At 68.3% G+C, this 24594-nt stretch carries 21 protein-coding genes; 9 read left to right on the top strand and 12 right to left on the bottom strand.

Annotation, left to right across the window (positions count from 1 at the left end):
- Window positions 1-175: 175 nt before the first annotated feature.
- On the top strand, window positions 176-1417 hold the full coding sequence (locus AC5P99_RS08565; protein WP_088435819.1) for a dipeptidase: 1242 nt from the start codon (window positions 176-178) through the stop codon (window positions 1415-1417).
- 49 nt (window positions 1418-1466) lie between these two features.
- Here AC5P99_RS08565 and AC5P99_RS08560 read toward each other — a convergent pair whose 3' ends face one another.
- From AC5P99_RS08560 to AC5P99_RS08540, 5 genes are all read right to left on the bottom strand, one after another.
- On the bottom strand, window positions 1467-2894 hold the full coding sequence (locus tag AC5P99_RS08560; RefSeq protein ID WP_476470943.1) for an amino acid permease: 1428 nt from the start codon (window positions 2892-2894) through the stop codon (window positions 1467-1469).
- Between the two features lie 166 nt (window positions 2895-3060).
- On the bottom strand, window positions 3061-3759 hold the full coding sequence (locus tag AC5P99_RS08555) for a suppressor of fused domain protein (protein ID WP_495213043.1): 699 nt from the start codon (window positions 3757-3759) through the stop codon (window positions 3061-3063).
- Entirely contained in the window at window positions 3756-4178 is a 423-nt protein-coding gene (locus AC5P99_RS08550; protein ID WP_005411717.1) for a hypothetical protein, read from the bottom strand. The genes AC5P99_RS08555 and AC5P99_RS08550 overlap by 4 nt, the downstream gene beginning before the upstream one ends.
- Window positions 4175-4804, bottom strand: coding sequence for a leucine efflux protein LeuE (gene leuE / locus AC5P99_RS08545; RefSeq protein ID WP_285310030.1), 630 nt, complete (start codon window positions 4802-4804; stop codon window positions 4175-4177). Before leuE ends, AC5P99_RS08550 begins: the two co-directional genes overlap by 4 nt.
- Window positions 4805-4818: 14 nt before the next feature.
- The gene (locus AC5P99_RS08540) at window positions 4819-5790 is read right to left on the bottom strand and encodes a LysR family transcriptional regulator (protein ID WP_329753896.1); all 972 of its coding nucleotides are present in this window, start codon (window positions 5788-5790) and stop codon (window positions 4819-4821) included.
- 91 nt (window positions 5791-5881) lie between these two features.
- On the opposite strand from AC5P99_RS08540, the gene AC5P99_RS08535 reads away from it, so the two are divergent.
- The gene (locus tag AC5P99_RS08535) at window positions 5882-6889 is read left to right on the top strand and encodes a zinc-binding alcohol dehydrogenase family protein (protein ID WP_099605180.1); all 1008 of its coding nucleotides are present in this window, start codon (window positions 5882-5884) and stop codon (window positions 6887-6889) included.
- Between the two features lie 66 nt (window positions 6890-6955).
- Here AC5P99_RS08535 and AC5P99_RS08530 read toward each other — a convergent pair whose 3' ends face one another.
- The gene (locus tag AC5P99_RS08530; RefSeq protein WP_049450038.1) at window positions 6956-7561 is read right to left on the bottom strand and encodes a glutathione S-transferase family protein; all 606 of its coding nucleotides are present in this window, start codon (window positions 7559-7561) and stop codon (window positions 6956-6958) included.
- A 45-nt stretch (window positions 7562-7606) separates the two neighbouring features.
- On the opposite strand from AC5P99_RS08530, the gene AC5P99_RS08525 reads away from it, so the two are divergent.
- The 3 genes from AC5P99_RS08525 to AC5P99_RS08515 all read left to right on the top strand — a co-directional run bounded on the left by AC5P99_RS08525 (window position 7607) and on the right by AC5P99_RS08515 (window position 10319).
- The gene (locus tag AC5P99_RS08525; protein ID WP_005411712.1) at window positions 7607-9166 is read left to right on the top strand and encodes a DNA recombination protein RmuC; all 1560 of its coding nucleotides are present in this window, start codon (window positions 7607-7609) and stop codon (window positions 9164-9166) included.
- 71 nt (window positions 9167-9237) lie between these two features.
- Entirely contained in the window at window positions 9238-9636 is a 399-nt protein-coding gene (locus tag AC5P99_RS08520; RefSeq protein ID WP_099605179.1) for a hypothetical protein, read from the top strand.
- A gap of 137 nt (window positions 9637-9773) precedes the next feature.
- Entirely contained in the window at window positions 9774-10319 is a 546-nt protein-coding gene (locus AC5P99_RS08515; protein WP_495213042.1) for a glutathione peroxidase, read from the top strand.
- A gap of 106 nt (window positions 10320-10425) precedes the next feature.
- On the opposite strand, the gene AC5P99_RS08510 is transcribed toward AC5P99_RS08515, so the two are convergent.
- Genes AC5P99_RS08510 through AC5P99_RS08485 form a run of 6 tightly spaced genes read right to left on the bottom strand, consistent with a single transcriptional unit; the run spans window position 10426 to window position 14525 of the window.
- Window positions 10426-11442 (bottom strand): MlaA family lipoprotein, encoded by a 1017-nt coding sequence (locus AC5P99_RS08510; RefSeq protein WP_088435715.1) that lies wholly within the window; start codon window positions 11440-11442, stop codon window positions 10426-10428.
- Window position 11443: 1 nt separating this feature from the next.
- Window positions 11444-11755, bottom strand: a complete 312-nt coding sequence (locus tag AC5P99_RS08505; RefSeq protein ID WP_005414956.1) for an STAS domain-containing protein — start codon at window positions 11753-11755, stop codon at window positions 11444-11446.
- Window positions 11745-12407, bottom strand: a complete 663-nt coding sequence (locus AC5P99_RS08500; protein WP_005411707.1) for an MlaC/ttg2D family ABC transporter substrate-binding protein — start codon at window positions 12405-12407, stop codon at window positions 11745-11747. The genes AC5P99_RS08505 and AC5P99_RS08500 overlap by 11 nt, the downstream gene beginning before the upstream one ends.
- Window positions 12404-12928 carry an outer membrane lipid asymmetry maintenance protein MlaD gene (mlaD, locus tag AC5P99_RS08495; RefSeq protein ID WP_005411706.1) on the bottom strand — a complete coding sequence of 175 codons (525 nt, stop codon included), beginning with the start codon at window positions 12926-12928 and terminating at the stop codon, window positions 12404-12406. The genes AC5P99_RS08500 and mlaD overlap by 4 nt, the downstream gene beginning before the upstream one ends.
- 59 nt (window positions 12929-12987) lie before the next feature.
- Entirely contained in the window at window positions 12988-13737 is a 750-nt protein-coding gene (locus AC5P99_RS08490; RefSeq protein WP_005414955.1) for an MlaE family lipid ABC transporter permease subunit, read from the bottom strand.
- The gene (locus AC5P99_RS08485) at window positions 13737-14525 is read right to left on the bottom strand and encodes an ABC transporter ATP-binding protein (RefSeq protein ID WP_005411704.1); all 789 of its coding nucleotides are present in this window, start codon (window positions 14523-14525) and stop codon (window positions 13737-13739) included. Before AC5P99_RS08485 ends, AC5P99_RS08490 begins: the two co-directional genes overlap by 1 nt.
- A gap of 189 nt (window positions 14526-14714) precedes the next feature.
- On the opposite strand from AC5P99_RS08485, the gene recC reads away from it, so the two are divergent.
- From recC to AC5P99_RS08465, 4 genes are all read left to right on the top strand, one after another.
- Window positions 14715-18062, top strand: a complete 3348-nt coding sequence (recC, locus tag AC5P99_RS08480) for an exodeoxyribonuclease V subunit gamma (RefSeq protein WP_495213041.1) — start codon at window positions 14715-14717, stop codon at window positions 18060-18062.
- The gene (gene recB / locus AC5P99_RS08475) at window positions 18059-21739 is read left to right on the top strand and encodes an exodeoxyribonuclease V subunit beta (RefSeq protein ID WP_495213040.1); all 3681 of its coding nucleotides are present in this window, start codon (window positions 18059-18061) and stop codon (window positions 21737-21739) included. The genes recC and recB overlap by 4 nt, the downstream gene beginning before the upstream one ends.
- Window positions 21736-23616: an exodeoxyribonuclease V subunit alpha gene (gene recD, locus AC5P99_RS08470; RefSeq protein ID WP_495213039.1), complete on the top strand. Its 1881-nt coding sequence runs from the start codon at window positions 21736-21738 to the stop codon at window positions 23614-23616. The genes recB and recD overlap by 4 nt, the downstream gene beginning before the upstream one ends.
- Window positions 23617-23746: 130 nt before the next feature.
- Window positions 23747-24265 (top strand): hypothetical protein, encoded by a 519-nt coding sequence (locus tag AC5P99_RS08465; protein ID WP_495213038.1) that lies wholly within the window; start codon window positions 23747-23749, stop codon window positions 24263-24265.
- The last annotated feature ends 329 nt before the right edge of the window (window positions 24266-24594 follow it).

Here is a 24594-nt window from a genome sequence, read left to right as displayed (position 1 = left end):
ATCCTGGGGGCGCCATTGTTTCGAACGCATCGCAATGCGCGGGAAGCTGGCCGCTGGGCCGTGAATACGATTCATGCTCGACTCGCGGTGCCTGGCAGCCGAGCGTGAGCCCGACTCTACAAATCTGCTGGCTGCAGCGCTATGGTCGGGCTCTTCCCATTGCCGGTGAGAGCCCATGCCATCGTTGCGCCACCTGTCCGTCGTGCTTGCCCTGGCGCTGTGTGCGCCGCTGTCGGCTCATGCCATCGAGTTCAGCGCACAGGAACTGGCCCGCGCCAAGGCCCTGCAGCAGCGCCTGATCACACTCGACAGCCATCTGGATACGCCGGCCAATTTCGGCCGGACCGGCTTCGACATCGAGCAGCGCCACGACCGCAACGCACTCTCGCAGGTGGACTACCCGCGCATGGTCGAGGGCGCGCTGGACGGTGGCTTCTGGGCCATCTACACCGATCAGGGCGACCGCAGCCCAGCCGCGCACCTCGCCGAGCGTGACCATGGCCTGCAGCGGCTGCTGGAGATCCGCGAAATGCTGGCCGCCAATCCCGAGCGTTTCGCGCTGGCATTGACCGCCGATGACGCTGCGCGGATCAAGGCCGCCGGCAAGCGCGTGGTCTACATCAGCATGGAAAACGCCAGCCCGCTGGTGGAAGACCCCAGCCTGCTCTCGTTCTACCACCGCGCCGGCCTGCGCCTGCTCAGTACCGTGCACTTCGCCAACAACGAGTTCGCCGATTCGGCCACCGACCCCAAGGGAGCGGAATGGAAAGGCCTGAGCCCGGCCGGCAAGGACCTGGTGCAGCAGGCGGTGAAGCTGGGCATCGTGATCGACCAGTCGCATGCGTCCGACGCGGTGTTCGATGACCTGCTGGCAATGATGCCGGTGCCGTTCGTGCTGTCGCACAGCTCAGCCAAGGCGGTCTACGACCACCCGCGCAATCTTGATGATGCGCGCCTGCGCAAGCTGGCCAAGGCCGGCGGCGTGATCCAGGTGAACGCCTATGGCGGCTACCTGATCGACACGGCGAAGACGCCCGAGCGCAAGCAGGCCGAGGAAGCGCTGAGCAAGCAGCTGGGTGGCTGGGAAGGCATGGGCATCGAGCAGGGTGTTGCCCTGCTGAAGGCCGAACAGGCGCTGGACCACGAGCACCCGGTGCGCCATGCCAGCCTCGACGACTTCTTCGCCCACTTCGAGCACATCCTCAAGGTGGTCGGCCCCGAGCACGTGGGCATCGGCCTGGACTGGGATGGCGGCGGTGGCCTGAGCGACCTGCCCGATGTCAGCCAGCTGCCGAAGATCACCGCGTGGCTGCTGCGCAAGGGTTACACCGAGCAGCAGATTGCCGGCATCTGGGGCGGCAACCTGCTGCGGGTGATGCGCCAGGCGCAGGACTACGCGGCAAAGCAGGGCGGTTGAAACGCCCTGCGGTCGTGCCGGCCGCTGGCCGGCACGACCGGTGATCCGTTTACTTCGCGATCAGTGCGTGGCGGCGGCTGTACAGGAAGTACAGCACGAGGCCGACCACGTTCCACAGCAGGAAATACAGCTGGGTGGTGTGCGGCAGGCTGAGGAACAGGTAGATGCAGCCCAGCGCGGCCAGCGGGCCGACCACGAAGGCCAGCGGCGTGCGGAACGTGCGCTCGCGGTTCGGCTCGCGCAGGCGCAGCACCACCAGGCAGATGCCGACGGCGGTGAACGCGGCCAGGGTACCGGCGTTGGCCAGCGCGGCAATCTCGTCCAGGCGCGCCACACCGGCCAGCGCCGACACCACCACTGCGGTGAACAGCGTGGTCGCCACCGGCGTGCCGGTGCGCGCGTTGACCTTGGACAGGCCACGCGGCAGCAGGCCATCACGGCTCATCACGAAGAAGATGCGGCTCTGGCCGTACAGGAAGGCCAGCAGCACGGTCGGCAGGGCGATGATCGCGATCACGCCGATCACCATCGCCGCGGTCGGATGGCCCAGCTGGCGCATGATCAGCGCCAGCGGCTCGGCGCTGTGGCCAAACACGGCGTAGCTCATCGCACCCACGGCGGCCAGCGCCACCAGCACGTAGACGATGGTGCAGCCGATCATCGAACCGATGATGCCGATCGACAGGTCGCGGCCCGGGTTCTTGGTTTCCTCGGCGGCGGTGGAGATCGCATCGAAGCCGTAGAAGGCGAAGAAGATGATCGCCGCCGCTGCCATTACGCCGTGCTCGACGCCATCGGGGCCCATCGACTTGGCGAAGCCATACGGCATGAACGGCTGCAGGTTGGCGCTGTCGAAGGCGGGCAGGGCCACGGCCACGAAGATGGCCAGCGCGATCAGCTTGAACACCACCAGGACGGCGTTGAGGGTGGCGCTTTCCTTGGTGCCGGCCATCAGCATGCCGGCCACCAGCCAGGTGATGATGATCGCCGGCAGGTTGATCATGCCGCCTTCCACGTGCGGGCCGGCCGCCAGCCAGGCCGGCAGGTGCACGTTCCAGCCGAACTGGGTGTGGACCCATTCGAGGAAGCCGACGAAGTAGCCGGACCAGCCCACCGCCACCGTACTCACCACCAGCGAGTACTCCAGGATCAGACTCCAGCCCACCACCCAGGCGAACACCTCGCCCAGCGCACTGTAGCTGTAGGTGTAGGCACTGCCGGCGGCCGGCATCATCGTCGACAGCTCGGCGTAGGACAGCGCCGCGCAGGCGCAGACCGCACCGGCGATGGCGAAGGAGATCAGCACGGCCGGGCCGGCCAGGTTGGCACCGACGCCGATCAGCGTGTAGATGCCGGTACCGACGATGGCGCCAATACCCAGCGCGATCAGGTGCGGCCAGCTGAGCGTCGGGATCAGACGCCTGCCGGCTTCGTGGACGGTGACGGAATCTAGGGACTTGCGCCGGAACAGGGACATGCAGGCCTCGGAAGGGGTGACTAAGAACGACAAGTTCCCGAGTGTGACCGAACGCAGCGCAGCATTACCACTGACGGGGGTCATGCATGGCGGGGCGCGCGCTGCACCCCGGCCACGCTGCCGGAATCGGCACAAATGCTGGCAGGGTTCGAAATGATTCGATCCCTCAACGCGAGCCCGGAGGCGATTGAAGTGCGAGAGCAGGGGCCAGATCGATGCTGACCCGCTGCGGATCGATCACCGGCGCCGCACCTTGGGTTCTCAACTGGGCCACCAGCACTTCGAAGCCATGCGCGCGGCCGAACGCGTGCTCGTCCAGGGTCAACGGCAGCAGCTGCAGGAAGTCGAATCGTCCCGATGGCAGTTGCTGGGGTCCCGGAAAGTGCAATGACGGCACGAAGACGGCCGCCTGCAGCATGCTCCCTGCGTGATCCACCGGCCCCCCCAGCTTCAGCCGGTCCCATGGCGCCAACGGATTGCCGGGCATGCGTGAGTGGCACAGCAGCAGGTGGTACGCGGTGAACCAGCGCAAGGTGGTCAGCGCCCACGTCGCTTCATCCTGCGTCTCAAGCATCAGTTCGATGCCCCACCCCGAATCTCCATCTTCGTGCCGCCCTTCCCAGGGGTTGGACAGGCCGGTGCTGACATAGATCCAGTGCCGTCGATCACCGTGCGGAGGGCACGCATTGACGCCGACATGCAGCCAGCGCGGGCCGATCTGCTCCTGCTTGAAGACGTTGCGCAGCAGATCCATGTCGAGGGGGTAGATCCCCGGTCCGGTATCGCCGAACAACCGCCGGTACAGCGTCTCCTCCCGATACTCCCAGCTGCGCTCCAGCAGGGTGTCGTCGTCGATGGTGCTCACTCAGCCACCCTGCCGGGCCAGCGGCAGCCGTCTTCCTGCCAGGCTTCGGGGTCGTCGTGGAAGGTGGTGCTGCGGCCATCGCGGGCGCGTTCGTAACGCAGATCCAGCACCAGGGCACCCTGCGTGCTCAGCAGGTAGCGGCCGTTGAGGCGTCCGTCGATGCGTTCTTCCCAGACGCTGTCGAACTGGTACGGGCGATCTTCGGCCAGCACCGTGGTCTCCATCGAGATCCGGTGCAGGGGCAGGCGCTCGCGCTGCCCGGCGTAGCGCACATCGGCCCGGCCGTCTTTCAGCCAGCGCCATTCCAGGTGGATGCTGTCATTGCGACCGCCGCTCAGGCAGCGATGGTCCTGCACGGTGGTGCCAGAGGCGGTGCCGGCGAGCAGTAGTGCGACCGCGGTTGCCAGCCAGGCCTTCATCCGTTCAACCCCAATCGGATGCCGAACCCGACAAGGAACAGGCCGGCCACGCGGCGCAGCGCATCGCTGATGCGCGGATGCTGGATCAGGCGGCGACGGGCCAGGTTGCCCACGCCGATCAGCATCGAGCAGTAGGCGATGCTGACCACCAGGATGATGCCGGCCAGGGCCGCGAAGGTGGCGATGCCCTGGTGCGCCTTCGGATCGATGAACAGCGGTAGGAAGGCCATGTAGAACAGGATCGCCTTCGGGTTGAGCAGGCTGATCAGGATCGCCTGCTGGAAGTAGCGGCCCGGCTGCATGCGGATCGGACCAGCATCACCGCCCTCGTGCTTCGGCGTGCGCAGCAGGCTGATGCCCACCCATACCAGGTAGGCCGCACCCAGGTACTGCACAGCGTGGAAGACCAAGGGGTTGGCCTTCAGCAGTGCGGCGACACCGGCCAGCGCCAGCCACATCAGGATCTGGTCACCGACCAGCAGGCCGGCCAGTGCGGTGTAGCCGCCGCGCACGCCGCCCCGACCGGTGGCGGTCAGCAGGGTGAAGGTGCCGGGGCCGGGCAGGGCGAGAAACACCAGCACAGCGACCAGAAACGTCCACAGGTCCTGGATGCCCATCCACGGCATGGCGGTGTTCTCTCTTACGGGGGGCTGCCATTGTCGGCCAGCACCGGGGTGGGCGACAGGGGTTGGGGGAGTCCATCGGGCATGCCAGACAGCAGCGGTTGCAGGTGCTGGCGCAGCTGCGCATGCAGCTGCCGCACCGCCGGCGAGAACTGCTTGCGGTGTGGGCACACCAGCTGCAGCGGAATGTGGCTGCCGACGCCGTCGAGCAGCAGCTGCAGGCGTCCGGCCAGCACGTCTTCGCGCAGGTCCAGCCAGGATTTGTAGGTGATGCCTTCGCCGGCCACCGCCCAGCGCCGCACCACGTCGGCGTCGTCGCAGACCAGCGGGCCGCGCACCGGGATCACGGTGCGGCGCCCGTCGACCTCGAACGACCAGCGATCGTAGGCGCGGCCACTGAGCTGGTAGACCAGGCAATCGTGCTCACGCAGTTCGTCCAGACGCACCGGCGTGCCCCGTCGCTGCAGGTAATCGGGCGACGCCGCGAGCACACGACGGTTGCCTTCGAGCAGGGGCAGGGCCACGTAGTTGGCGTCATCGAAGTGGCCGATGCGGATCGCCACATCAACCGGATCGCGGAACACGTCGGCCACTTCATCGGACAGCCGAAGGTGCAGGCGCAGCCGTGGATGTGCGGCTCGGAATGCGGTCAGCCACGGCAGCAGCAGGTTGCGACCAAAGTCCGACGGTGCCGACAGCTGCAGCGTGCCGTGCAGTTCGGCGTCCTCGCCCTGTACGCGGGCCCGCCCTTCGCGCAGGGTAGCCAGTACCTCCTGCGCATACGGCAGGTACAGCGCGCCCTCGCCGGTCAGGCGCAGGCTGCGGGTGGTACGCACGAACAGGCGCAGGTCCAGTTCGCGTTCCAGCCGCGCCACGGCAGCAGCGACCTGGCCGGGTAACAGATCGGCCTCGCGGGCCGCCTGCGAGAAGCTGCCCAGTGCGGCCGTGCGGACGAACAACTGCAGGTCGTCGAAGCGGATCATCTTCATTGCCGGAGTGAAAGTGCTGCCCGATTCTGCGCCTTTCTGAGCGACCGTGCGCGGCGCAACCTGTGCACTCCTTCCCCACTGGACCGCTGCCATGCGCGCCATTGCCTACACCCACGCCGGCCTGCCGATCGACGACATCCGGGCCCTGATCGATATCGAACTGGAACTGCCGCAGCCCGGCCCACGCGACCTGCGGGTGGCGGTGCGCGCGGTGGCGGTGAACCCGGTCGACACCAAGGTCCGCCGCGGCGTGGCCACCGACGGCCCGCGCGTGCTGGGCTGGGATGCGGTCGGCATCGTCGACGCGGTGGGCAGCGAAGTCACCCTGTTCCAGCCTGGCGACGCGGTCTACTACGCCGGCGTGATCGACCGCCCGGGCAGCAATGCCGAGTACCAGCTGGTGGACGAGCGCAGCGTCGGCCGCAAGCCGGCCAGTCTCGGCGATGCGGCCGCCGCCGCGCTGCCGCTGACCGCGATCACGGCCTGGGAGCTGCTGTTCGACCGCCTGCGCATTCCCGAGGACGGCGGTGAAGGCCAGACCTTGCTGGTGATCGGTGCGGCCGGCGGTGTCGGTTCGATCCTGGTGCAGCTGGCGCGGAAGCTGACGAAACTGACGGTGATCGGCACCGCATCGCGCCCGGACACCCAGGACTGGGTGTATGCGATGGGCGCGCACCACGTGATCGACCACAGCCTGCCGCTGGCCGAGGGACTGGCACGGCTGGGCATCAGCGAGGTGCAGCACGTGGCCAGCCTGACCCACTCCGACCAGCACTACGCGCAGATCGTGGAGCTGCTGGCGCCGCAGGGCCAGTTCGGCCTGATCGACGATCCGGGCCAGGTGGACGTGATGGCGCTCAAGCGCAAGGCACTGTCACTGCACTGGGAGTCGATGTTCACCCGCCCGCTGTACAAGACCGCGGACATGCAGCGCCAGCACGACCTGCTGAACCGGGTGGCCGAGCTGATCGATGCCGGCGTGCTGCAGACCACCCTGGGCGAGCATTTCGGGCGCATAGACGCGGCCAATCTGCGGCGCGCGCATGCGCTGCTGGAGAGTCACCGCGCCAAGGGCAAGATCGTGCTGGAAGGCTGGTAACGCTGGTTGTTCCCGCGCCCTCGGGGTCAGATCCCTTTCCCCCGTGAAAGGGATCTGACCCCTGCCTCAGGCCACGCTATTGTCGACGTGTTCGGCGAAACCGGGCTGCTGGCGCAGGCGTTCGAACCACGCCGCGAGGTGTGGCAGCGCGGGCTTGTGGCCGGGCGTGCTGCGCCAGCGCTGGGTCGACAGCCCCAGCACGATATCGGCGAGGGTAAAGGTGTCGCCCGCCACATAGCCGTCGGAAGCGGCCAGCTGTGCATCAAGCACCCCCATCAACCGGTTCCACTGCGCCAGGCTGGCCTCGGCGCGGGCATCGTCCGGGTAGTCCGGATGCTGGCGCACGCGCGCCATGAACACATGGCGCCAGGCGCTGTTGAGGTCGCTGGACTGCCAGTCCATCCACTGCTCCACCCGGGCCCGGGCCTGCGCTGCTGCGGGCAGCAGGTCGTCACGGCCGGCGCGGGCGGCCAGGTAGCGGCAGATGCTGTTGGATTCCCACAGCACGAAGTCGCCATCTTGCAGGACCGGTACCTGCCGGTTCGGATTCAGTGCGGCCAGCAGGTCCGCGGGTGGCGCAGGCTCGTGGCGCAGGGGCAGATCCAGCCCCGCGCACAGCCACAGCACCTTGCGCACGTTGATGGAGGTGGGCTTTCCGTACAGAGCGAGCATGGTCCTGGCGCAGCAGCTGAGACTCCGCCAGCCTACACTTGCCCCATGCAAACCGAATATCTGCTCATTGGCGGCCTTCTATTGGCCGTGCTCATCCTGCAGCTTGTCGCCCTGCTGCGCCGCCCGCCGCACGACCGCCTCGAACAGGCGGTGCGTGAGGAGGCGCGCGCCGGGCGCAGCGAGCTGCGCGAACAGCTCGATGGCTTTGCCCGCGCGCTGACCGATCTGTCCACCCGCACCGACCAGCGCCTGGACCTGCTGCGCGAGGCGCTGGGCGAGGACGCCCGCAAGGCGCGTGCCGAGGCGGCGGAGAGCCAGCAGCGTGGCGCCGCACTCATGGGGCAGCGCCTGCAGGAACTGCGCGGCCAGCTGGAAACCTTCGGCCAGCAGCAGGAAGCGCGCATCCACGCCTTCGGCCAGCAGCTGCAGGAACTCACCGGGCGTACCGACACCCAGCTGGGCGCGCTGCGCCAGACCCTGGTGGACGATGCGCGCAAGGGTCGTGAGGAAGGTGCGCAGTCGCAGCAGCGCCTGACCGAAAGCCTTGGCCTGCGCCTGCAGGAACTGACCCAGCGCAACGAACAGCGCATCGCCGAGATGCGCGCCACGCTGGAAGAGCAGCTGCGCGCGCTGCAGAACGACAATGCGCAGAAGCTGGAGCAGATGCGCCACACCGTGGACGAAAAGCTGCAGTCGACGCTGGAAACACGCCTGGGCAACTCCTTCAAGCTGGTTTCCGAGCGCCTGGAACAGGTGCAGCGCGGTCTTGGCGAGATGCAGCAGCTGGCCACCGGCGTTGGCGATCTCAAGCGTGTGCTGACCAACGTCAAGAACCGTGGCAGCTGGGGCGAAGTGCAGCTGGAGAACATCCTCGAACAGACGCTCACCCAGGAACAGTACGCGCGGGCAGTGAAGGTACGCCCGGACAGTGGCGAGATGGTCGATATCGCGGTGCGCCTGCCGGGCCGCAGCAGCGACGACACGCCGGTGTGGCTGCCGATCGACTCCAAGTTCCCGCGCGAGGACTACGAGCGCCTGCTCGACGCGCAGGAACAGGGTGACGCCGAGGGCGTGCGCCTGCAGGGCATCCAGCTTGAACGCGCGGTGCGCGTGCAGGCCAAGTCGATCTGCGACAAGTACATCGCGCCGCCGCACACCACCGACTTCGCGGTGATGTTCCTGCCAACCGAAGGCCTGTATGCCGAAGTGATCCGGCGCCCGGGCCTGGTCGACCTGTTGCAGCGCGAGCACCGCGTGGTGGTGGCTGGACCGACCACGGTCACCGCGCTGCTCAACAGCCTGCAGATGGGCTTCCGCACGCTGGCCATCGAGCAGCGTTCCAGCGAGGTGTGGAGCCTGCTGGGTGCGGTGAAGAGCGAGTTCGGCAAGTTCGCCGGCATTCTCGAGAAGGCCGAGAAGCAGATCACCACGGTCGGCCGCAGCATCGGCGAAGCCAGCCGCAAGACGCGCACCATCGAACGGCGCCTGCGCGGCGTGGAGTCGCTGGCGTCAGAGCAGGCGCAATCCCTGCTGGGCGGCCTGGCCGATGCTGATGCCACGGCCGAGGACGAAGGCAACGAAGGCGACGACGGCGACGAAGCCTGAGCTACGTCGACACGCCGCCTGCATGGTCGATGCGTATGCTGGCGGCCTGTCCTACTGGATCAGGTAACGCCATGCGCCTGCGCCGCTTCACCAGCCTTGTCCTGACCGCGCTGCTTGCCGCCTGCAGCAGCGCACCGCCGGCTGCCAATCCGGCGGCGGCACCTGCCGCAGCCACCAGCCCCGAAGCGGCCGAGGCCTACCGCGAAGCGCGCGATGTGGACTGCCAGGCCGCTGGCGGCACCCTGCAGCGGCTGGGCCGGCTGCAGCGCGAACAGTGCGTGATTCCCTACGCCGATGCCGGCAAGGCCTGCAGCCGCAAGAGCGACTGCACGGGCCAGTGCCTTGCCGGCGGCGAAGTGGCCGTTGGCAGCCCCGCCACCGGCACCTGCCAGCGCGATGCCCGCCAGAACTTCGGCTGCCGCCAGCGCATTGATGAGGGCAAGGCGCAGGGCATGATCTGCGTGGACTGATCGTAGTGCCGGCCGCTGGCCGGCAGCCTCATGAACCCTTGCGAACGATCGCACGATTGCCGGCCAGCGGCCGGCACGACCGACATCGCGCGGCGCTATGCTGGTGGGCCATTCCCCGCTGTTGCCGGAGCCCCCGCGTGAGCACTTCGATCCAGGACATTTCCCTCACCACCATCGACGGCCAGCCGTCCTCGCTTGCCGACTACCAGGGCAAGGTACTGCTGCTGGTCAACGTCGCCTCCAAGTGCGGCTTGACCCCGCAGTACGAAGGCCTGCAGGTGCTGTATGCGGAAAAGCACGCACAGGGCCTGGAAGTGCTGGGCTTCCCGGCCAACAACTTTCTCGGCCAGGAGCCGGGCAGCGAAGAGGAGATCCAGCAGTTCTGCCAGCTCACCTACGATGTCAGTTTCCCGATGTTCTCCAAGATCAGCGTGGCCGGTGACGACACCCACCCGCTGTACCAGCAGCTGACCGCTGCGCAGCCGCAGTCGATCGGCGAAGGCCCGCTGCGCGAGCGCCTGGCCAGCAAGGAGATTCCGATCCACGCCGCGCCGGCGGTGCTGTGGAACTTCGAGAAGTTCCTGGTCGGCCGCGACGGCAAGGTCATCGCCCGCTTCGCCCCGGACGTGGCGGCTGACGACGCGCGCCTGCGCGAAGCCATCGAAGCCGCGCTGGCTGCCTGATCGGCCGGGGTCGGATCCCTTTTCACGGGAAAGGGCTCCGACCCCACCCTCGGCGCCAAAGAAAAACCCCGCCGAGGCGGGGTTTTTCATGCGTCGCTGAAAGGACTCAGTGCGTCCACTGCGGCATCGGCATCGCATCGACCGGGATCGGCGAATTGGCGTCGTCGTGGCCACGCTCGCGCTTGCTGCGCAGATCGTTCTCGATCTGGTAGTTGCGACGCTGCATCCATGCATCGCGCACCAGCGAGTACTCGTCCACGGCAGTGTCACGCAGGTCGTCGATCGCCAGCAGCTGCGCGCGGGTATCGACCAGCTGCAGGCCCTGCAGGCCGATGCGGACCTTGTCCTCTTCGATACGGCGGATCGGCGACAACGGAATGTCGCCGGCCAGGCCGAACACGTCGCGCACGGTACGCGGGCCGAAGAACGGCAGTTCCACGTAGCGCGAACGACGCCAGCCCCAGGCACCCAGGGTCTGGCCGAAGTCCTCATTGCGGCGCGGCACCATCGCCTTGCTGGCCGGATCGAACAGGCCACCGATGCCCAGCGTGCTGTTCATCAGGAAGCGGCCGAGGCTGTCCCACGCATCGGCACCGCGGCCCTGCAGCAGCTGGTTGGTGATGGTCACCGGCGCGCGCAGGTTGCTGAAGAAGTTGCTGACGCCGGTGCGGGCGAAGCGCGGCACCACGTGGGTGTAGGCGGTGGCCAGCGGACGTGCGACGCCGCGGTCGACCGCATTGTTGAACTTGTGCACCTTGCGGTTGAACGGTTCCCACGGATCGTAGGCCGCTGCGTTGGTGGTGTTGCCGGCACCGCCATAGAGGGCATCGAAGTCGTCATCGCCACCGGGCGCGGTGGCGGCTGAGGTCTTCGCCGCGCTGCCGTCGCCGCTGTCGGTGGGCGCAGCCGGCGACGATGCGGCAGCAGCCGGCGGACTGGCCACCGGCGCGACCAGGGCAGCGTCAGCTGTGCCGGCATCGGTGGCCGCGGCGGCGGGCGAGGTGGAAGAACTGGCCGGGACCACGGTGCTGGCTGCCGGTGCATCGCTGCGCGCGGGCTTGCCGGCACAGGCGGTGAGGGCGGTGGCCAGGACGATCAGGGGGAGAGTGCGCACGACGTTCATGTCAGCTCGCAGCAGAAGTAGCGTTGAAATCCAGGTTGGGCGACAGCCGGTAGGCCGCGCTCAGTTCGTTGTAGCCAGCCGGCGCGCCGGTGATCACCAGCGGATGGCCGGCCTTGCGCGCACGTGCCGCCAGCTCGGCCAGCAGGGCCAGGCCGGCGCTGTCCACGCGTTCGACCTCAGCCAGATCCAGCCGTGCCAGCTTTGCCGGCAGGGCCTGCAGCTGCGGCCATAGCGCGATCACCGCAGCGCGGTCGAGCACCCCGCGCAGGCGCAGGGTGTCGCCTTCCAGCAGTGCCAGTGCGTTACTTGCCATTGCCCGCGGGCCCGGCCTGCATGCTGCCGCTGTGCAGCTCGCTGGCCACCTGCTTGATGCCCTTCTGGCGCAGCGGGGTGTCGAACTGGTTGCGGAACGTCTGCACGTAGGAGATGCCTTCGATGTTGACGTCGAAGATCTTCCACTGGCCGTTCACGTTGCGCATCCAGTACTCGACCGGGGTCGGCTCGCTGCCGGCACGCACCAGCTCGGTGCTCACGCGCACGCCGCGGTTGCCCGGCAGCGGGCTTTCACCCTTCAGGCGGAAGCTCGGCTTGCCCTGGATGTTGAGCAGGGTCGAACCGTAGCGCTGCATGAGGCTGTCGGCCATGGCATCGGCGAACAGCTTGATGTCGGCATCCGAGGCACCACGGGCGTGCGGGCCCAGCACCAGGCGCGCGGCATAGTCGCGGTCGAAGGTGCGGTTCAGTTCGCTGTCGATGTAGTTGCGCAGGCTGGCCGGGTTGCTGCCGAATTCGCTCCTGCGCTGCTGCAGGGTGGTGAGGATGCGCGTGCTGGCATCGATCACCACCTTGCCGGCCTGGCCCTGCGCCGCGGCAGCGGCGGGGGCGGCGGCCTGGGCCTGGGCGAGGAACGGAGTGGCCGCCAGCAGCGCCGAGGCGAGCAGGGCCGGGATCAGTTTCATCTTCATGGTTGCGGTTCCGTTGCAGGCGCCTGCGCGCCATCGTTGGGCTTCTGAGCAGCGCCGCCACCGGCGCCGCCACTGAACATGTACTTGCCGACCAGCTGGATCAGGTCAACCGCCGGCTGGGTGAAGACAATTTCGTCGCCGGCCTTCAGCACGTCCGGATCACCGCCCGGCTGCAGTCCGATATAGCTCTCGCCGAGCAAACCACTGGTGAAGATGCCGGCCGAGGTGTCCGCCGGCAGGTCCTTGACCTTGCTGTCCATGCGCAGGGTCACGATCGATTCGAACTTCACCGGGTCCAGGTCGATGGAGGCGACCTGGCCGACGGTGACGCCGCCGATCTTCACCGGCGCCTGCTTGCGCAGCTGGCCGACCTGGGAGAAGCGCGCCTTCAGCTCGTAGCCCTGGCTGCCCCAGCTCCAGCGCTGGTTGGTCGAGGCCACCGCCAGCACCATCAGCGAGGCCAGGGCCAGCAGCAGGAAAGCGCCGACGGAGAATTCGAGTCTGGGACCGCGGATGGCCATGTGGATTACCTGATCGAGTCGTGGTGGCCGCGCGCGCCTGCGCACCGCCGGTGGAGGGGTTAGGTGAACAACATTGCCGACAGAACGAAGTTGAACATCAGCACCAGCAGCGAAGCGTTGACCACTGCACGGGTGGTCGCCACCGACGTGCCTTCAATGGTCGGCTCGGCATGGAAACCAACATAGGCGGCGACCAGCGCGGCGGTGCCGCCGAAGATCGCCGACTTCAGCATCGCCACGCCGAAGTCATCCCAGAAATCGACGCTGTTGCGCAGCGCCGACCAGAACACGCCATTGTCCAGGCCCAGCACGTGCACGGCCTCGAAGTAGCTGGCACTGATCGCCAGCGAGCAGAAGATGCCGGTCAGCAGCGGCACGGTCAGCACCGCCGCCCAGAAGCGTGGCGCCACGGCCTTGGCCACCGGGTCGATCGCCATCAGCTCCAGCGCCTTGATCTGGTCGGTGGCGCGCATCAGGCCCAGCTCGGCGGCGATCGAACTGCCGGCGCGGCCGATGAACAGCAGCGCGGTCAGCACCGGCGCCAGTTCGCGGTACAGCGACAGGCCAAGCAGGGTCGACAACGCGTCGGCCGCGCCGAAGGTGGTCAGCGTGCGGTAGCCCTGCAGGGTCAGCACCAGGCCGACGAAGGCGCCACCGACGGCGATGATCGGCAGCGAGCGCGCGCCGATCTTGTAGATCTCGCGGGTCAGCTCGGCCAGGAAATCACGGGTCGGCAGGGAACCGCGCAGCACGGTCAGCGAGAACAGCCCGGCGCGGCCCAGCGAGCGGGTGGCTTGGACGAACGGCATCAGGCAACCCTCGCGCGTGGCGCGGCATCGAACGGAATCGGGCCATCCGGCTGGCCATGCAGGAACTGCCGCAGCAGCGGATCCTGGCTGGACTGCAGTGCCTCGGGCGTCCCCTGGAACACGACGCCGCCATTGGCGATGGCGATCACCTGGTCGCAGATCGGCAGGGTCTCGTGCACGTGGTGGCTGACGATGATGCTGGTCAGGCCCAGGCTGTGGTTGAGGCGCTGGATCAGGCTCATGATCACCCCGGAGGCGATCGGGTCCAGCCCGGTCAGCGGCTCGTCGTAGATCATCAGCGGCGGGTCCAGCGCCAGCGCGCGGGCCAGCGCCACGCGGCGCGCCATGCCGCCGGACAGTTCGCGCGGCCAGGCGTCGGCGGCGGCCAGCAGGCCCACCGCATGCAGCTTCATCTCCACCAGCCGGCGCAGCACGGCGGCCGGCAGGCGGGTATGCGTACGCAGCGGCAGGGCGACGTTCTCGGCCACGGTGAGGTCGGTCAGCAGACCATTGCCCTGCAGCAGCACGCCCACGCTCTTGCGCATCTCCAGCAGCGCGCTGCTGTCATGCGGGATCGGCTTGCCGAACAGGGTAACGTCGCCGGCCACCGGTCGCAGTTCGCCGGTCAGCGCCGCCAGCAGGGTCGACTTGCCGCTGCCGGAGGGGCCGAGCACGGCGGTGATGCTGCCCTGCGGCACCTGCAGCGACACGTCACGCAGGATCGTGCGTCCGCTCCGGTCGATGCGGACGTTGGACAACTGCACCAGACTGGAGGTGGAAGCCGACATGGGCACCATTAACGTTTTTTAGACATCGAAGGATCGGGCCAGCCGGCTGAACATAAGCAGACTGGACGGTGCAGTATTGTTGCACGGCAGGGCGTGGCGCAGGCCGGGACAATCGGCCGGCAGCCCGGAACAATCCGTACCGTCGATGGGCCGACCATTGAATACTGCCTGCCGTCCTGCACACTGTGCATGATGAGTGACCCAGGCAGCGATTTCCGCCTCTACCATTCCAACTCGCTGGACGTGCTGGCCGCGCTGCTGGCGCGCAACGTGCGTGCGCCGGTGCCAGGCCAGCCGTTGCTGGCGCCGGAAGTGGTGTTGATCCCGCAGGTGGCGATGCGCCGCTGGCTGCAAGCGACACTGGCCGCCGAATTCGGTGTCGCCGCCAACCTCGAATTCCTCACCCCGGGCGAGTTCGTGGCCCGCGCGCTGAAGGCCAACGTCAGCGGCGAGCAGGACGATCTGGACGCGGCCGGCCTGCACTGGAAGCTGTACCAGGCCCTGCGCGACCCGACATTGCTGGCGCAGCCACCGATGCGTGCGCTGCAGTCCTATCTTGCCGGCGGTGACGCATTGAAACCCTGGGCGCTGGCCGGCGAGCTGGCCTCGGTATTCGAGAAGTATCAGGCGTGGCGCCGTGACTGGCTGCTGCGCTGGGCAGCCGGTGCCGATCCTGCCGACCCGCAGGCGATCCTGTGGCGCACCATCACCCAGGGCCACGACTACCGCGCGCGCCGCATCCAGGAGTACCTGGACCGTTTCGAAGGTGCCGGCCAACCGCTGCCGAAGGGCTTGCCACCGCGCATGTCTGCGTTCGCAACGCTCAACATCTCGCCCGACGTGCTGCGGGTGATGGCTACCCAGGCGCGGGTGGGCGAGCTGCATTTCTATATGCCTACCCCGGTGCAGTCGTACTGGGGCGACCTGCAGACGCTGGCCGAGCGCCTGCGCAGCGGCGCACCGGACCCCTTCGGCGAGGCGGCCGGCGAGAACCGCCTGCTGGAAGCCTGGGGTGCGGCCGGGCGCGACTTCATGGCGGTGCTGGGCAGTTACGAGGTGGTGCATCCGGCCGGCGAAATCGCTGCCTATTCCGATCCGGAGGAGGACACCCGCCCGACCCTGGACGAAGGCGGCCTGTCCGACAGCCTGCTGCATCGCCTGCAGCGTGACCTGTTCCACCGCCGCGCGCTGCCCTCGGGCGAGCTGCGCGACGGCCTGCGCAGCGACGACCCCAGCCTGCAGGTGCATGCCTGCCATACCCGCCTGCGCGAGCTGCAGGTGCTGCACGACCAGCTGCGCAGCCTGCTGCAGGACCCGCGCTTCGACCCGCCGCTGCAGGCGCGGGAGATCGCCGTGCTTGCACCGGACATCGACCCCTATGTGCCGTATCTGGAAGCGGTGTTCGGCGGCCGTGGGGGCGAGGACGAGCACATTCCCTATGCACTGGCCGACAGCAGCCCGCTCGCCGGCGAGCCGCTGGCCGACGTGTTCGTGCACCTGCTGGGCCTGCCGGTCTCGCGCTTCGGCCTGAACGAAGTGCTGGACCTGCTGGCCAGCGCCCCGTTGGCCGAGGCGGCGGGCCTGGAAGCGGTGGACTTCGACCGCCTGCATGGCTGGCTGCAGCAGGCCGGCGCACGCTGGGGCCTGGATGCGAAGCACCGCAATCAGCACCAGGCGCCGGCCGACGATGCCTACACCTGGCAGTTCGCGCTGGACCGGCTGGTGCTGGGCCATGCCACTGGCAGCGAGGCCGATGTGGCCGGCGTGGCGCCGTGGATCGAACTGGAAGGCGGTGCGCTGGACGCGCTGGACCGGCTGCTGCGCCTGCTGCGCGTGCTGGCGATCTACCAGCGCCGACTGGGCGAGCTGCTGACCCCGGCGCAGTGGCGGCAACGCCTGCTGTCGCTGCTGGATGCACTGCTGCCCACCGCGCCCAGTTCCCCCAACAGCCAGCGCGCGCTGGAGCGCCTGCGCAAGCTGCTCAACCAGTTCGCCGAAGATGCCGCCAAGGCCGGCTTCGAGGAAGGCGTGCCGCCGGAGGTGGTGCGCGCGCACTTCGCCGGCGCGCTGGGCGAGGCCGATACGCGCGCACCGCTGCTGACCGGTGGCATCAGTTTCGGCCGCATGGTGCCGATGCGCCTGCTGCCGTTCCGGGTGATCTGCGTGCTCGGCCTCAATGATGGCGATTTCCCGCGCCGTGACCCCGCTGCCGGTCTCAACCAACTCACCGCCGAGCTGGATACGCCGCGCCGCCGTCCGGGCGACCGCTCCACCCGCGAGGATGACCGCTTCCTGTTCCTGCAGCTGTTCGCCGCCGCGCAGGAGGTGTTCTATCTCAGCTATCTCGGCGCCGATCCGCGCGATGGCAGCGTGCGCGAGCCGTCGGTGCTGGTCAGCGAACTGATCGATGCCGCCGCCGCGTATCACCTCGATCCGCCTGCGGCGGTCCGCGACTTCACCGTGCGCCACGCCCTGCAGCCGTTCTCACCGGCGGCGTTCGGCGATGGCGATCCGCGTCGCTTCAGCTATCGCCGCCAGTGGCATCCGGCCGCCGGTCGCCTCACCGGCCAGCGCGGTGGCCTGCAGCCGTGGTTCGATGCACCGTTGCCGCCGCCGGCCGACGATGCGGTGGAAAACGAGGTCGCGCTCGATTCCCTGCGCCGCTTCCTGTGCGACCCGGCCGGGCAGTTCCTCGCACAGTCGCTGGGCCTGCGCCTGGCCGACGAGGTCGAGGAGGTGGATGACCTGGAACCGCTGGTGCTGTCCTCGCGCGGGCCGGAAAAGCGCAGCGTGCAGGCGGCGGTAGTGCGCGCCACGCTCAGCGGCGATACCGAGCCGTTGTACCCACGCCTGCGCGCGCGTGGCCTGCTGCCGTCGGGTCCATTGGGCGAGCGTCAGTTCGAGGTGGAGCAGTTGAAGACACGCCCGTATGCCAGTGCGCTGCTGGGCTGGATGCAGGGCGAACCACTGGAAAGCCGTCGCTACGAAGTGGACATCGATGGCGTGCGCCTGCATGGCCGCGTGGCCGATCGGCATCCGGAAGGGCTGGTGCGCCTGCGTGCCGGCACGCTCAATGGCAATGCAGTGATCCGCCATGGCCTGGACTGGCTGCTGGCGAACGCTGCGGGCGATGCGCTGCCGCTTGTGCAGTTCCATGATGGTGGCGACGTCGGTCCCGGTCCGCATGTACTGCCGGCACTGAGCGTTCCCGCTGCACGTGCGGCGCTGCGTGCGCTGCTGCAGCTGCGCCAGCGTGGCCTGCGCGAGCCGCTGCGCTTTGCCCCGTACACCGGCTGGGTGCTGTACAACGCGCCGGCAGAAAAGCAGCGCAGCGAAGGCTGGAAGCAGTGGCACGGCAGCGACCGCAGCTGGGGTGAATCCAGCAGCGACGCCTGGCAGCTGCTGCTGCGGGGTGCCGACCCGTTCGCTACCGAGGCCAGCTACGCTGACCTGCTGCGCAACAGCCAGCTGGTCTTCAGCGCGGTGCGCGAAGGCCGCGCTCTCGGCGCCGAAGCACGCCAGGAGGGCGACGCATGAACACCGCCATCGCCGAAGACGGCCTCGAATCCCTCAGCCGCGATCCCTATCTGGCGCTGTCGCTGGAGGGCATCCGGCTGATCGAAGCCAGCGCCGGCACCGGCAAGACCTTCACCCTGGCCACGTTGTTCACCCGCCTGGTGGTGGAGCAGGGCCTGCGCATCGGCCAGATCCTGGCGGTGACCTTCACCGATGCCGCCACGCAGGAACTGCGCAAGCGCATCCGCGAGCGCCTGGCGCTGGCCGCGCGCCTGGTCGACATGGAAGCGGCCGACGGTGAAGCACCGGAGGTACGATTGACGCGCGACGTGCTGCAGCGCCATCTGCAGGGCGGCACCGAGAGCGCCGCCGCACTGAAACGCCGCCTGCAGGTGGCCGCAGACGAGATCGACCTGGCGTCCATCTTCACCATTCATGGTTTCTGTACCCGCGTGCTGCGCGAGCATGCGCTGGAAAGCGGCCACACCTTTGATCCGCCGGAACTGCTGGCCAGCGACCGTGAACTGCTGGAGGAGCTCGCGGCCGATCTGTGGCGCGTGCATGCCAACGACCCGGCCACGCTGGAGCCGCTGACCTGGCTGTGGTCCAGCCCCGACGCGCTGGCCGCCGATCTGCGCGCGCTGCTGGGCACACCGCCGCTGCATCCGCTGCCACGGCCTGCGGCGCTGGCCGATCCACGCCCGGCATTGCAGAGCGCGGCGGAAGCCCTGTCCGCAAGCGTGCGCGAGCATGGCGAGCAGTTCTTCATCGACCTCTGCGATGCCGTCGACAACAAGTGGCTCAACGGCGTGTCATACAAGCTGGGCTGGCTGCACCCGCTGGGCCGGCAGCTGCTGGCCTGGGCCGAGCGCGCCGACCCGCGCGAGCTGCTGGCCAGCGATCGCCTGCCGGCACTGCTGCCGGAGGTGCTGGCCGACAAGACCAACAAGAAATTTCCTGATCGCACGCCGTCGTCGCCATTGCAGGCGCCGTTGGCGCGCTATGTTGCGCTGCTGGCCGAACGCGATGCCTGGCTGCGTGGCACCGCGCTGGATCTCCTGCACACGCTTCGCGCCGAAGCCACGCAGCGCCTGCAGGCGCTGAAGCGTACGCGCCGGGTACAGACCTACGACGATCTGATTGATGGCGTAGCGCTCGCCCTGGAAGGCCCGCAGCGGCTGACGCTGGTCAGGCAACTGCGTGCGCAGTACCGCATCGCGCTGGTCGATGAGTTCCAGGACACCGACGATCGCCAGTGGGGCATCTTCCACACCGTGTTCGGCGATTCGCCGGAGGTGCGCGAACTCGACCTGGCGCCGGCGCTGTTCCTGATCGGCGACCCCAAGCAGGCGATCTACGGTTTCCGCGGTGGCGACATCCACACCTACCTGAAGGCCAAGCAGGTGGCGCAGCAGGCGCCGGTGCTGGACCAGAACTTCCGCTCGCGACCGTCTGTGTTGCGCGCATTGCAGGCGCTGTACGACAACGGTGGCGAAGACGCCTTCCTCGAACGCGACATCCGGTTCGAGCCGGTGCGGCCCGGTGGCGTGCGCAGCGATGCGGACTACCTGCGCGACGGCCAGGCCGCCAAGGCACTCACCCTGCGCGTGCTGCGCAGTGGCGGTGACAAGGCGATGAGCGCCGATGCCTCGCGCGATGCGGCGACCCAGGCCTGCGTCGCCGCGATTCACCAGATCCTGGTCGATGCGCGCACGGGCAATGCCGTGTTGCGTGGGCGACCGGTGCAGCCCGGTGATATCGCGGTGCTGGTGCGCTCGCATCGCGAGGCCACCCTGGTACAGCGTGCGCTGGCCGCGGTCGGCATTCCCGCGGTGGCGGCCGGCAAGCAGAGCCTGTTCGCCACTGCTGAAGCCCGCGATCTTCGTGCGCTGCTGCTGGCACTGCTGCAACCGGCCGACGAAGGCCGCCTGCGTGCAGCGCTGGCCACCGTGCTGCTTGGCCAGCGGGCCAGCGCGATCGCGGCAATGGAACGCGAAGGTGACCTGCAACGCGGGTTCCAGGCACAGCTGCTGCATTGGCGCGAGCGCTGGCAGCGCGGCGGACCGTTCGCAGTGATTGCCGATGTCTGTGCCGCACAGGGTGAACGCCTGCTGGCGCTGATCGATGGCGAGCGCCGCCTGACCAATTACCTGCAGCTGGGTGAACTGCTGCAGGAGGCCTCGGCGCAGGCGCTGGGCATGCATGGCCTGCTGGACTGGCTGCAGGGGCAGATGGCCAGTGCCGACCAGGATGACGAGCAGCAGCTCCTGCGCCTGGAGTCGGATGCGCGCCGCGTGCAGATCATCACCCTGCACAAGAGCAAGGGCCTGGAGTATCCGCTGGTGTTCCTGCCCTTCGTCGGCATCGACGGCGGCGCGCCGAACACCGCCTCGCACTGCACCGTGCACGTTGGCGGCCAGCGCCAGCTGCACTGGAAGCTGGACAAGGACGAGGCCTGGGAAGCGGCCAACGCGCAGCGTGAGCGCGAGCAGCGTGCCGAGGATGCGCGCCTGCTGTATGTGGGACTGACCCGCGCCGAGCATGCGCTGTGGATCGCCGTGGGTGATCTGGCCGGGCTCGGCAAGACGCGGCTGGCGCCGCTGCTGGGTGACCTGCAGGCGCTGCGCGGGCTCGCCGATGTGCACATCGATGACAGCGAGGCGCCGGCCGCGCTGCCGCAGCTGGCGGCCGAAGTGGAAGGTGACCTGCCGGCGGTACGTGCACTGACCCGGCGCGTGCCGCATGACTGGTGGGTCTACAGCTTCACCCAGCTGGCGCATGCCGATGCGGGCGCTGGCAGTGATATTGAAGCCGCCGCGACCGAGCTGCCGGCACCGGCCGCCGATGAACCGGCCGGCCCGGAACTGCCGCTGGAACCGGCGCTGCCCGAACCCACCGCCGTCGTCGAAGACAGCGCGCCGATCGACCCGCGCTTCATGGGCAGCCGCTTCGGCAACGTGCTGCACGAGGCGATGGAGAACGTCGACTTCGCTGCCTGGGGTGACTGGCAGCCGGGCCGGGAAGCGCCCGAGGGACAGGCCGAGGTGCTACGCAAGGCGCTGCATGACGAAGGCTATGCCGACGTCGACCTGGACGATGGCGTGGCCGTGCTGGTGCCGCTGGTCGGCCACACGCTCACCGTGCCGCTGCCCGAAGGCGGCGCCCTTTACAGCCTGGGCGAAGGCGAGCGGCGCGCGGAAATCGACTTCCATTTCGCCATCGAGCCGACCACGGTGCCGGCGCTGCTGCAGGTGCTGCATGCCCACGGTGTTTCCAGTGGTCGTCGAGGCTTCGGCCAGCGCCGCCGCCTGGAAGGGCTGATGACCGGCATGATCGACCTGACCTACGTGCGCGACGGGCGCTGGTACGTGCTCGACTACAAATCCAATCGTCTGCCCGGCTACAGCCAGGACCTGCTGGCCATCGCCATGCGCCACAGCGAGTACGACCTGCAGGCGCTGATCTATACCGTGGCCCTGCATCGCTGGCTGCGCTTCCGCCTGGGCGCGGCCTACGACTACGAGCGTGACATGGGCGGCATCCGCTACCTGTTCTGCCGCGGCCTGGATGGCACCGGCAACGGCGTGCACGTGGACCGCTTCCCGCTGGCGCTGGTGGATGCACTGGATGCGTTGTTCGCCGGTGGCGAACAGGCCCAGGCCGAACTGGCCGCACGTGCCCGTGGGGCCAGCGCATGAGCCTGCTGAAGGAACTGCACCAGAAGGGCCTGCTGCGCACCCTCGACCACGCGTTGGCGACCAGCCTGATGCGGCTGCGCGGCGACACGCCGGAGAGCGTGGCGCTGGCGGCGGCGCTGGCCTCGCTGGCGGTGGCGCAGGGCCACGCCGGCTTCGATCCGGCGCAGCCGCAGCGCCTGCTGGAAGGGGTGCCCGAGTGGCCCGCCGCGCAGGACTGGCTGGCACAACTGCGCGCATCGCCTTGGGTGGCTATACCCGAGCAGGCCGACGCCATCGCCGAGGATGCGCCGCTGGTGCTGGAGAACGGCCTGCTCTACCTGCGCCGCTACCGCGAGTACGAACGGCGGTTGGCCGCCGGGCTGCAGCGCATCGGCCGGCATCCGCTGCCGGCACCGGACATGGCGGCGCTGGCACCGTTGTTCGCGCAGCTGTTCCCGCAGGCATCGGGCAGCGAGGATCACCAGGCCCGTGCCGCCGGCGTGACCCTGCGCCATCCGCTGGCGCTGGTGACTGGCGGCCCCGGCACCGGCAAGACCACCACCATCGCGCGCCTGTTGCTGCTGCTGGCGGCGCAGGCCCGGCACGCCGGCCAGCCGCTGCCCGAAGTGGCGCTGGCCGCGCCTACCGGACGCGCCGCCGAGCGCATGGCCGAGAGCCTGCGTCTGGCCGTGCAGCGCCTGCAGGAGAACGGCGTGGACCCGGCGCTGTGCGCGGCATTGCCCAGTACCGGCACCACCCTGCATCGCCTGCTCGGCGTGATCCCGGATTCGCCGCGCTTCCGCCACCACGCCGACAACCCGCTGCCGGTGGACGTGGTGGTGGTCGACGAAGCCTCGATGATCGATCTGCCGATGATGGCCAAGCTGGTCGACGCGATCGCCAGCGGCACCCGCCTGATCCTGCTTGGCGACCCCGATCAGTTGCCCTCGGTCGAAGCCGGTGATGTGCTCAGCGCGATCCTGCGCGCCAGCGGTGATGGCATCGGCACCCACGCCGATGATGCGCAGGCACTGCAGGGTCTGTTGGCACCGGCCACGTTGCAGCCGCAGGCCACGCCGCGCGCCTTCGCCGGCCGCCGCGTGCAGCTGCAACGTGGTTACCGGCAGAGCGATGCGCTGGACCTGGCACCGCTGGCGCATGCCGTGCGCGAGGGCGACAGCGGTACCGCGCTGCAGCTGCTGCGCAGTGGTGAACTGGCCGGCGTGCATTTCCACGAAGGCGAAGCCGATCCACTGCGCGGCCAGCGCGAGCACCTGCTGGGCCATTGGCGTGCGTTGGCCGACGCCGCCGATCCGGTGCTTGCCCTGCAGCAGGCCGGGCGACTGCGCGTGCTGACCGCGCTGCGCGAAGGCCCGCAGGGTGCGCGCGGGCTCAACAGCCGCATCGAACAGCTGCTGGCTGGCAACACCCCGGGCTACTTCCAGGGTCGCCTGCTGCTGGTGACCGAGAACAGCTACCGGCACCGCCTGTTCAACGGCGATATCGGCATCTGCCTGCGCGACAGCAGCGGCGCGATGGTCGCCTGGTTCCCTGGCGACACCGTCGAGCAGCCGCGCGCCTTCCACCCCGCAGCACTGCCCGCGCACGAAAGCGCCTTTGCGATGACCGTGCACAAGGCACAGGGCTCGGAGTTCGATGAAGTGTGGTTGCAGCTGCCGCGCCAGGACAGCCGCGTGCTGTCGCGCGAGCTGGTCTACACCGGCCTGACCCGCGCCCGCCAGGTGCTGCATGTGGCAGGCAGCGCTGATGTGCTGCAGGCCGCGTTGAAACGCCACGCCAGCCGATTGGGTGGCCTGGCCTGGCGCCTGGGTGCGGAAGCGGTGGCCGAAGCACCGGCGCGCATCGAACAGCCCACGGTGCAGGGCCAGTTGTTCTGAATCGGGGTCGGATCCCGTTCCCATCGGGAACGGGCTCTGACCCCTTCACCCCGATGTCGCATTTGCCCTTTGATGACGCCGCTGGCGCTACCTATCCTGCGTTGCTACCCCACGACACAGGAGCCGGCACATGGCGCTTATCGCCTTGGATGACCCACGCTGGGTCGAACTACAGCATGCCTACGGGGCTGCCGATGACATTCCGGAGCTGCTCGCCAATCTGAGTATTCCGAAGGGTGAAAGATCGGAAGACGATTCGATTGAAGACACCTGGGAGGAATTGTGGAGCAGCTTGTGCCATCAAGGGGATGTCTACAGCGCTTCGTTTGCAGCGGTGCCGCATATTGTTGACGTGCTTCTGCAGCAGCCAGAGCTCTTGATGTTTGACTTTGTTGGGCTGCCGGTCAAGATCGAAGTCGAGCGGAGGGAGGCTGGAATCTCAATTCCTGAATCCGTGGAGCCTCAGTACTCAGAAGCGCTCCAGAACCTTGCATGCTTCGCCGCAAGCGTAATCCTCGATAAACATGACAAGAGTATGAGTTCAGCGTTGCTGACAGCGCTTGCCCTGGCCCATGAGAACACAGGTGTCGCGCGGATGCTTGGGCAGATAACCGCTTACGAGGCTGACGAAGCGTTGATCTGTTCCTGAATCGCTAGCCAGAAGCAGTCGAGCATGGCTCGACTCTACAACAGCGTACTTCGATCATTCCGACGTTCATCCACGCATGGCGTGGATCTACCGTGTCGACCAAGGTCGACACCCACCAGAGCAGAACGCCGTGCCGGCAGATCGCAGGAAACTGTCGAAGGCGGGGTGGGTCCGGTTGAGGGGGCGTGAGCCGCATGGATGCGGCGACCGAGCTTACATGGACGTACTTGCAGCGTCCCCCTCAACCGGACCCACCCCGCCTACCCACGGATAGCACGCATTTGACGTTGCCGTTGCCGTTGATTCGGCAGGTGCAGGGCGCAGCCCTG

Source organism: Stenotrophomonas sp. YJH_SMC_80, from assembly GCF_059372495.1.
Note: the sequence above shows the minus strand (reverse complement) of the source record. Positions and strands in the feature narration are given on the sequence as shown.

Coding starts and splice junctions, on each gene's coding strand:
- AC5P99_RS08565 (WP_088435819.1), top strand. CDS start 176: ATGCCATCGTTGCGCCACCTGTCCGTCGTGCTTGCCCTGGCGCTGTGT.
- AC5P99_RS08560 (WP_476470943.1), bottom strand. CDS start 2,894: ATGTCCCTGTTCCGGCGCAAGTCCCTAGATTCCGTCACCGTCCACGAA.
- AC5P99_RS08550 (WP_005411717.1), bottom strand. CDS start 4,178: ATGAAGGCCTGGCTGGCAACCGCGGTCGCACTACTGCTCGCCGGCACC.
- leuE (WP_285310030.1), bottom strand. CDS start 4,804: ATGCCGTGGATGGGCATCCAGGACCTGTGGACGTTTCTGGTCGCTGTG.
- AC5P99_RS08540 (WP_329753896.1), bottom strand. CDS start 5,790: ATGAAGATGATCCGCTTCGACGACCTGCAGTTGTTCGTCCGCACGGCC.
- AC5P99_RS08535 (WP_099605180.1), top strand. CDS start 5,882: ATGCGCGCCATTGCCTACACCCACGCCGGCCTGCCGATCGACGACATC.
- AC5P99_RS08530 (WP_049450038.1), bottom strand. CDS start 7,561: ATGCTCGCTCTGTACGGAAAGCCCACCTCCATCAACGTGCGCAAGGTG.
- AC5P99_RS08525 (WP_005411712.1), top strand. CDS start 7,607: ATGCAAACCGAATATCTGCTCATTGGCGGCCTTCTATTGGCCGTGCTC.
- AC5P99_RS08520 (WP_099605179.1), top strand. CDS start 9,238: ATGCGCCTGCGCCGCTTCACCAGCCTTGTCCTGACCGCGCTGCTTGCC.
- AC5P99_RS08510 (WP_088435715.1), bottom strand. CDS start 11,442: ATGAACGTCGTGCGCACTCTCCCCCTGATCGTCCTGGCCACCGCCCTC.
- AC5P99_RS08505 (WP_005414956.1), bottom strand. CDS start 11,755: ATGGCAAGTAACGCACTGGCACTGCTGGAAGGCGACACCCTGCGCCTG.
- AC5P99_RS08500 (WP_005411707.1), bottom strand. CDS start 12,407: ATGAAGATGAAACTGATCCCGGCCCTGCTCGCCTCGGCGCTGCTGGCG.
- mlaD (WP_005411706.1), bottom strand. CDS start 12,928: ATGGCCATCCGCGGTCCCAGACTCGAATTCTCCGTCGGCGCTTTCCTG.
- AC5P99_RS08490 (WP_005414955.1), bottom strand. CDS start 13,737: ATGCCGTTCGTCCAAGCCACCCGCTCGCTGGGCCGCGCCGGGCTGTTC.
- AC5P99_RS08485 (WP_005411704.1), bottom strand. CDS start 14,525: ATGTCGGCTTCCACCTCCAGTCTGGTGCAGTTGTCCAACGTCCGCATC.
- recC (WP_495213041.1), top strand. CDS start 14,715: ATGATGAGTGACCCAGGCAGCGATTTCCGCCTCTACCATTCCAACTCG.
- recB (WP_495213040.1), top strand. CDS start 18,059: ATGAACACCGCCATCGCCGAAGACGGCCTCGAATCCCTCAGCCGCGAT.
- recD (WP_495213039.1), top strand. CDS start 21,736: ATGAGCCTGCTGAAGGAACTGCACCAGAAGGGCCTGCTGCGCACCCTC.
- AC5P99_RS08465 (WP_495213038.1), top strand. CDS start 23,747: ATGGCGCTTATCGCCTTGGATGACCCACGCTGGGTCGAACTACAGCAT.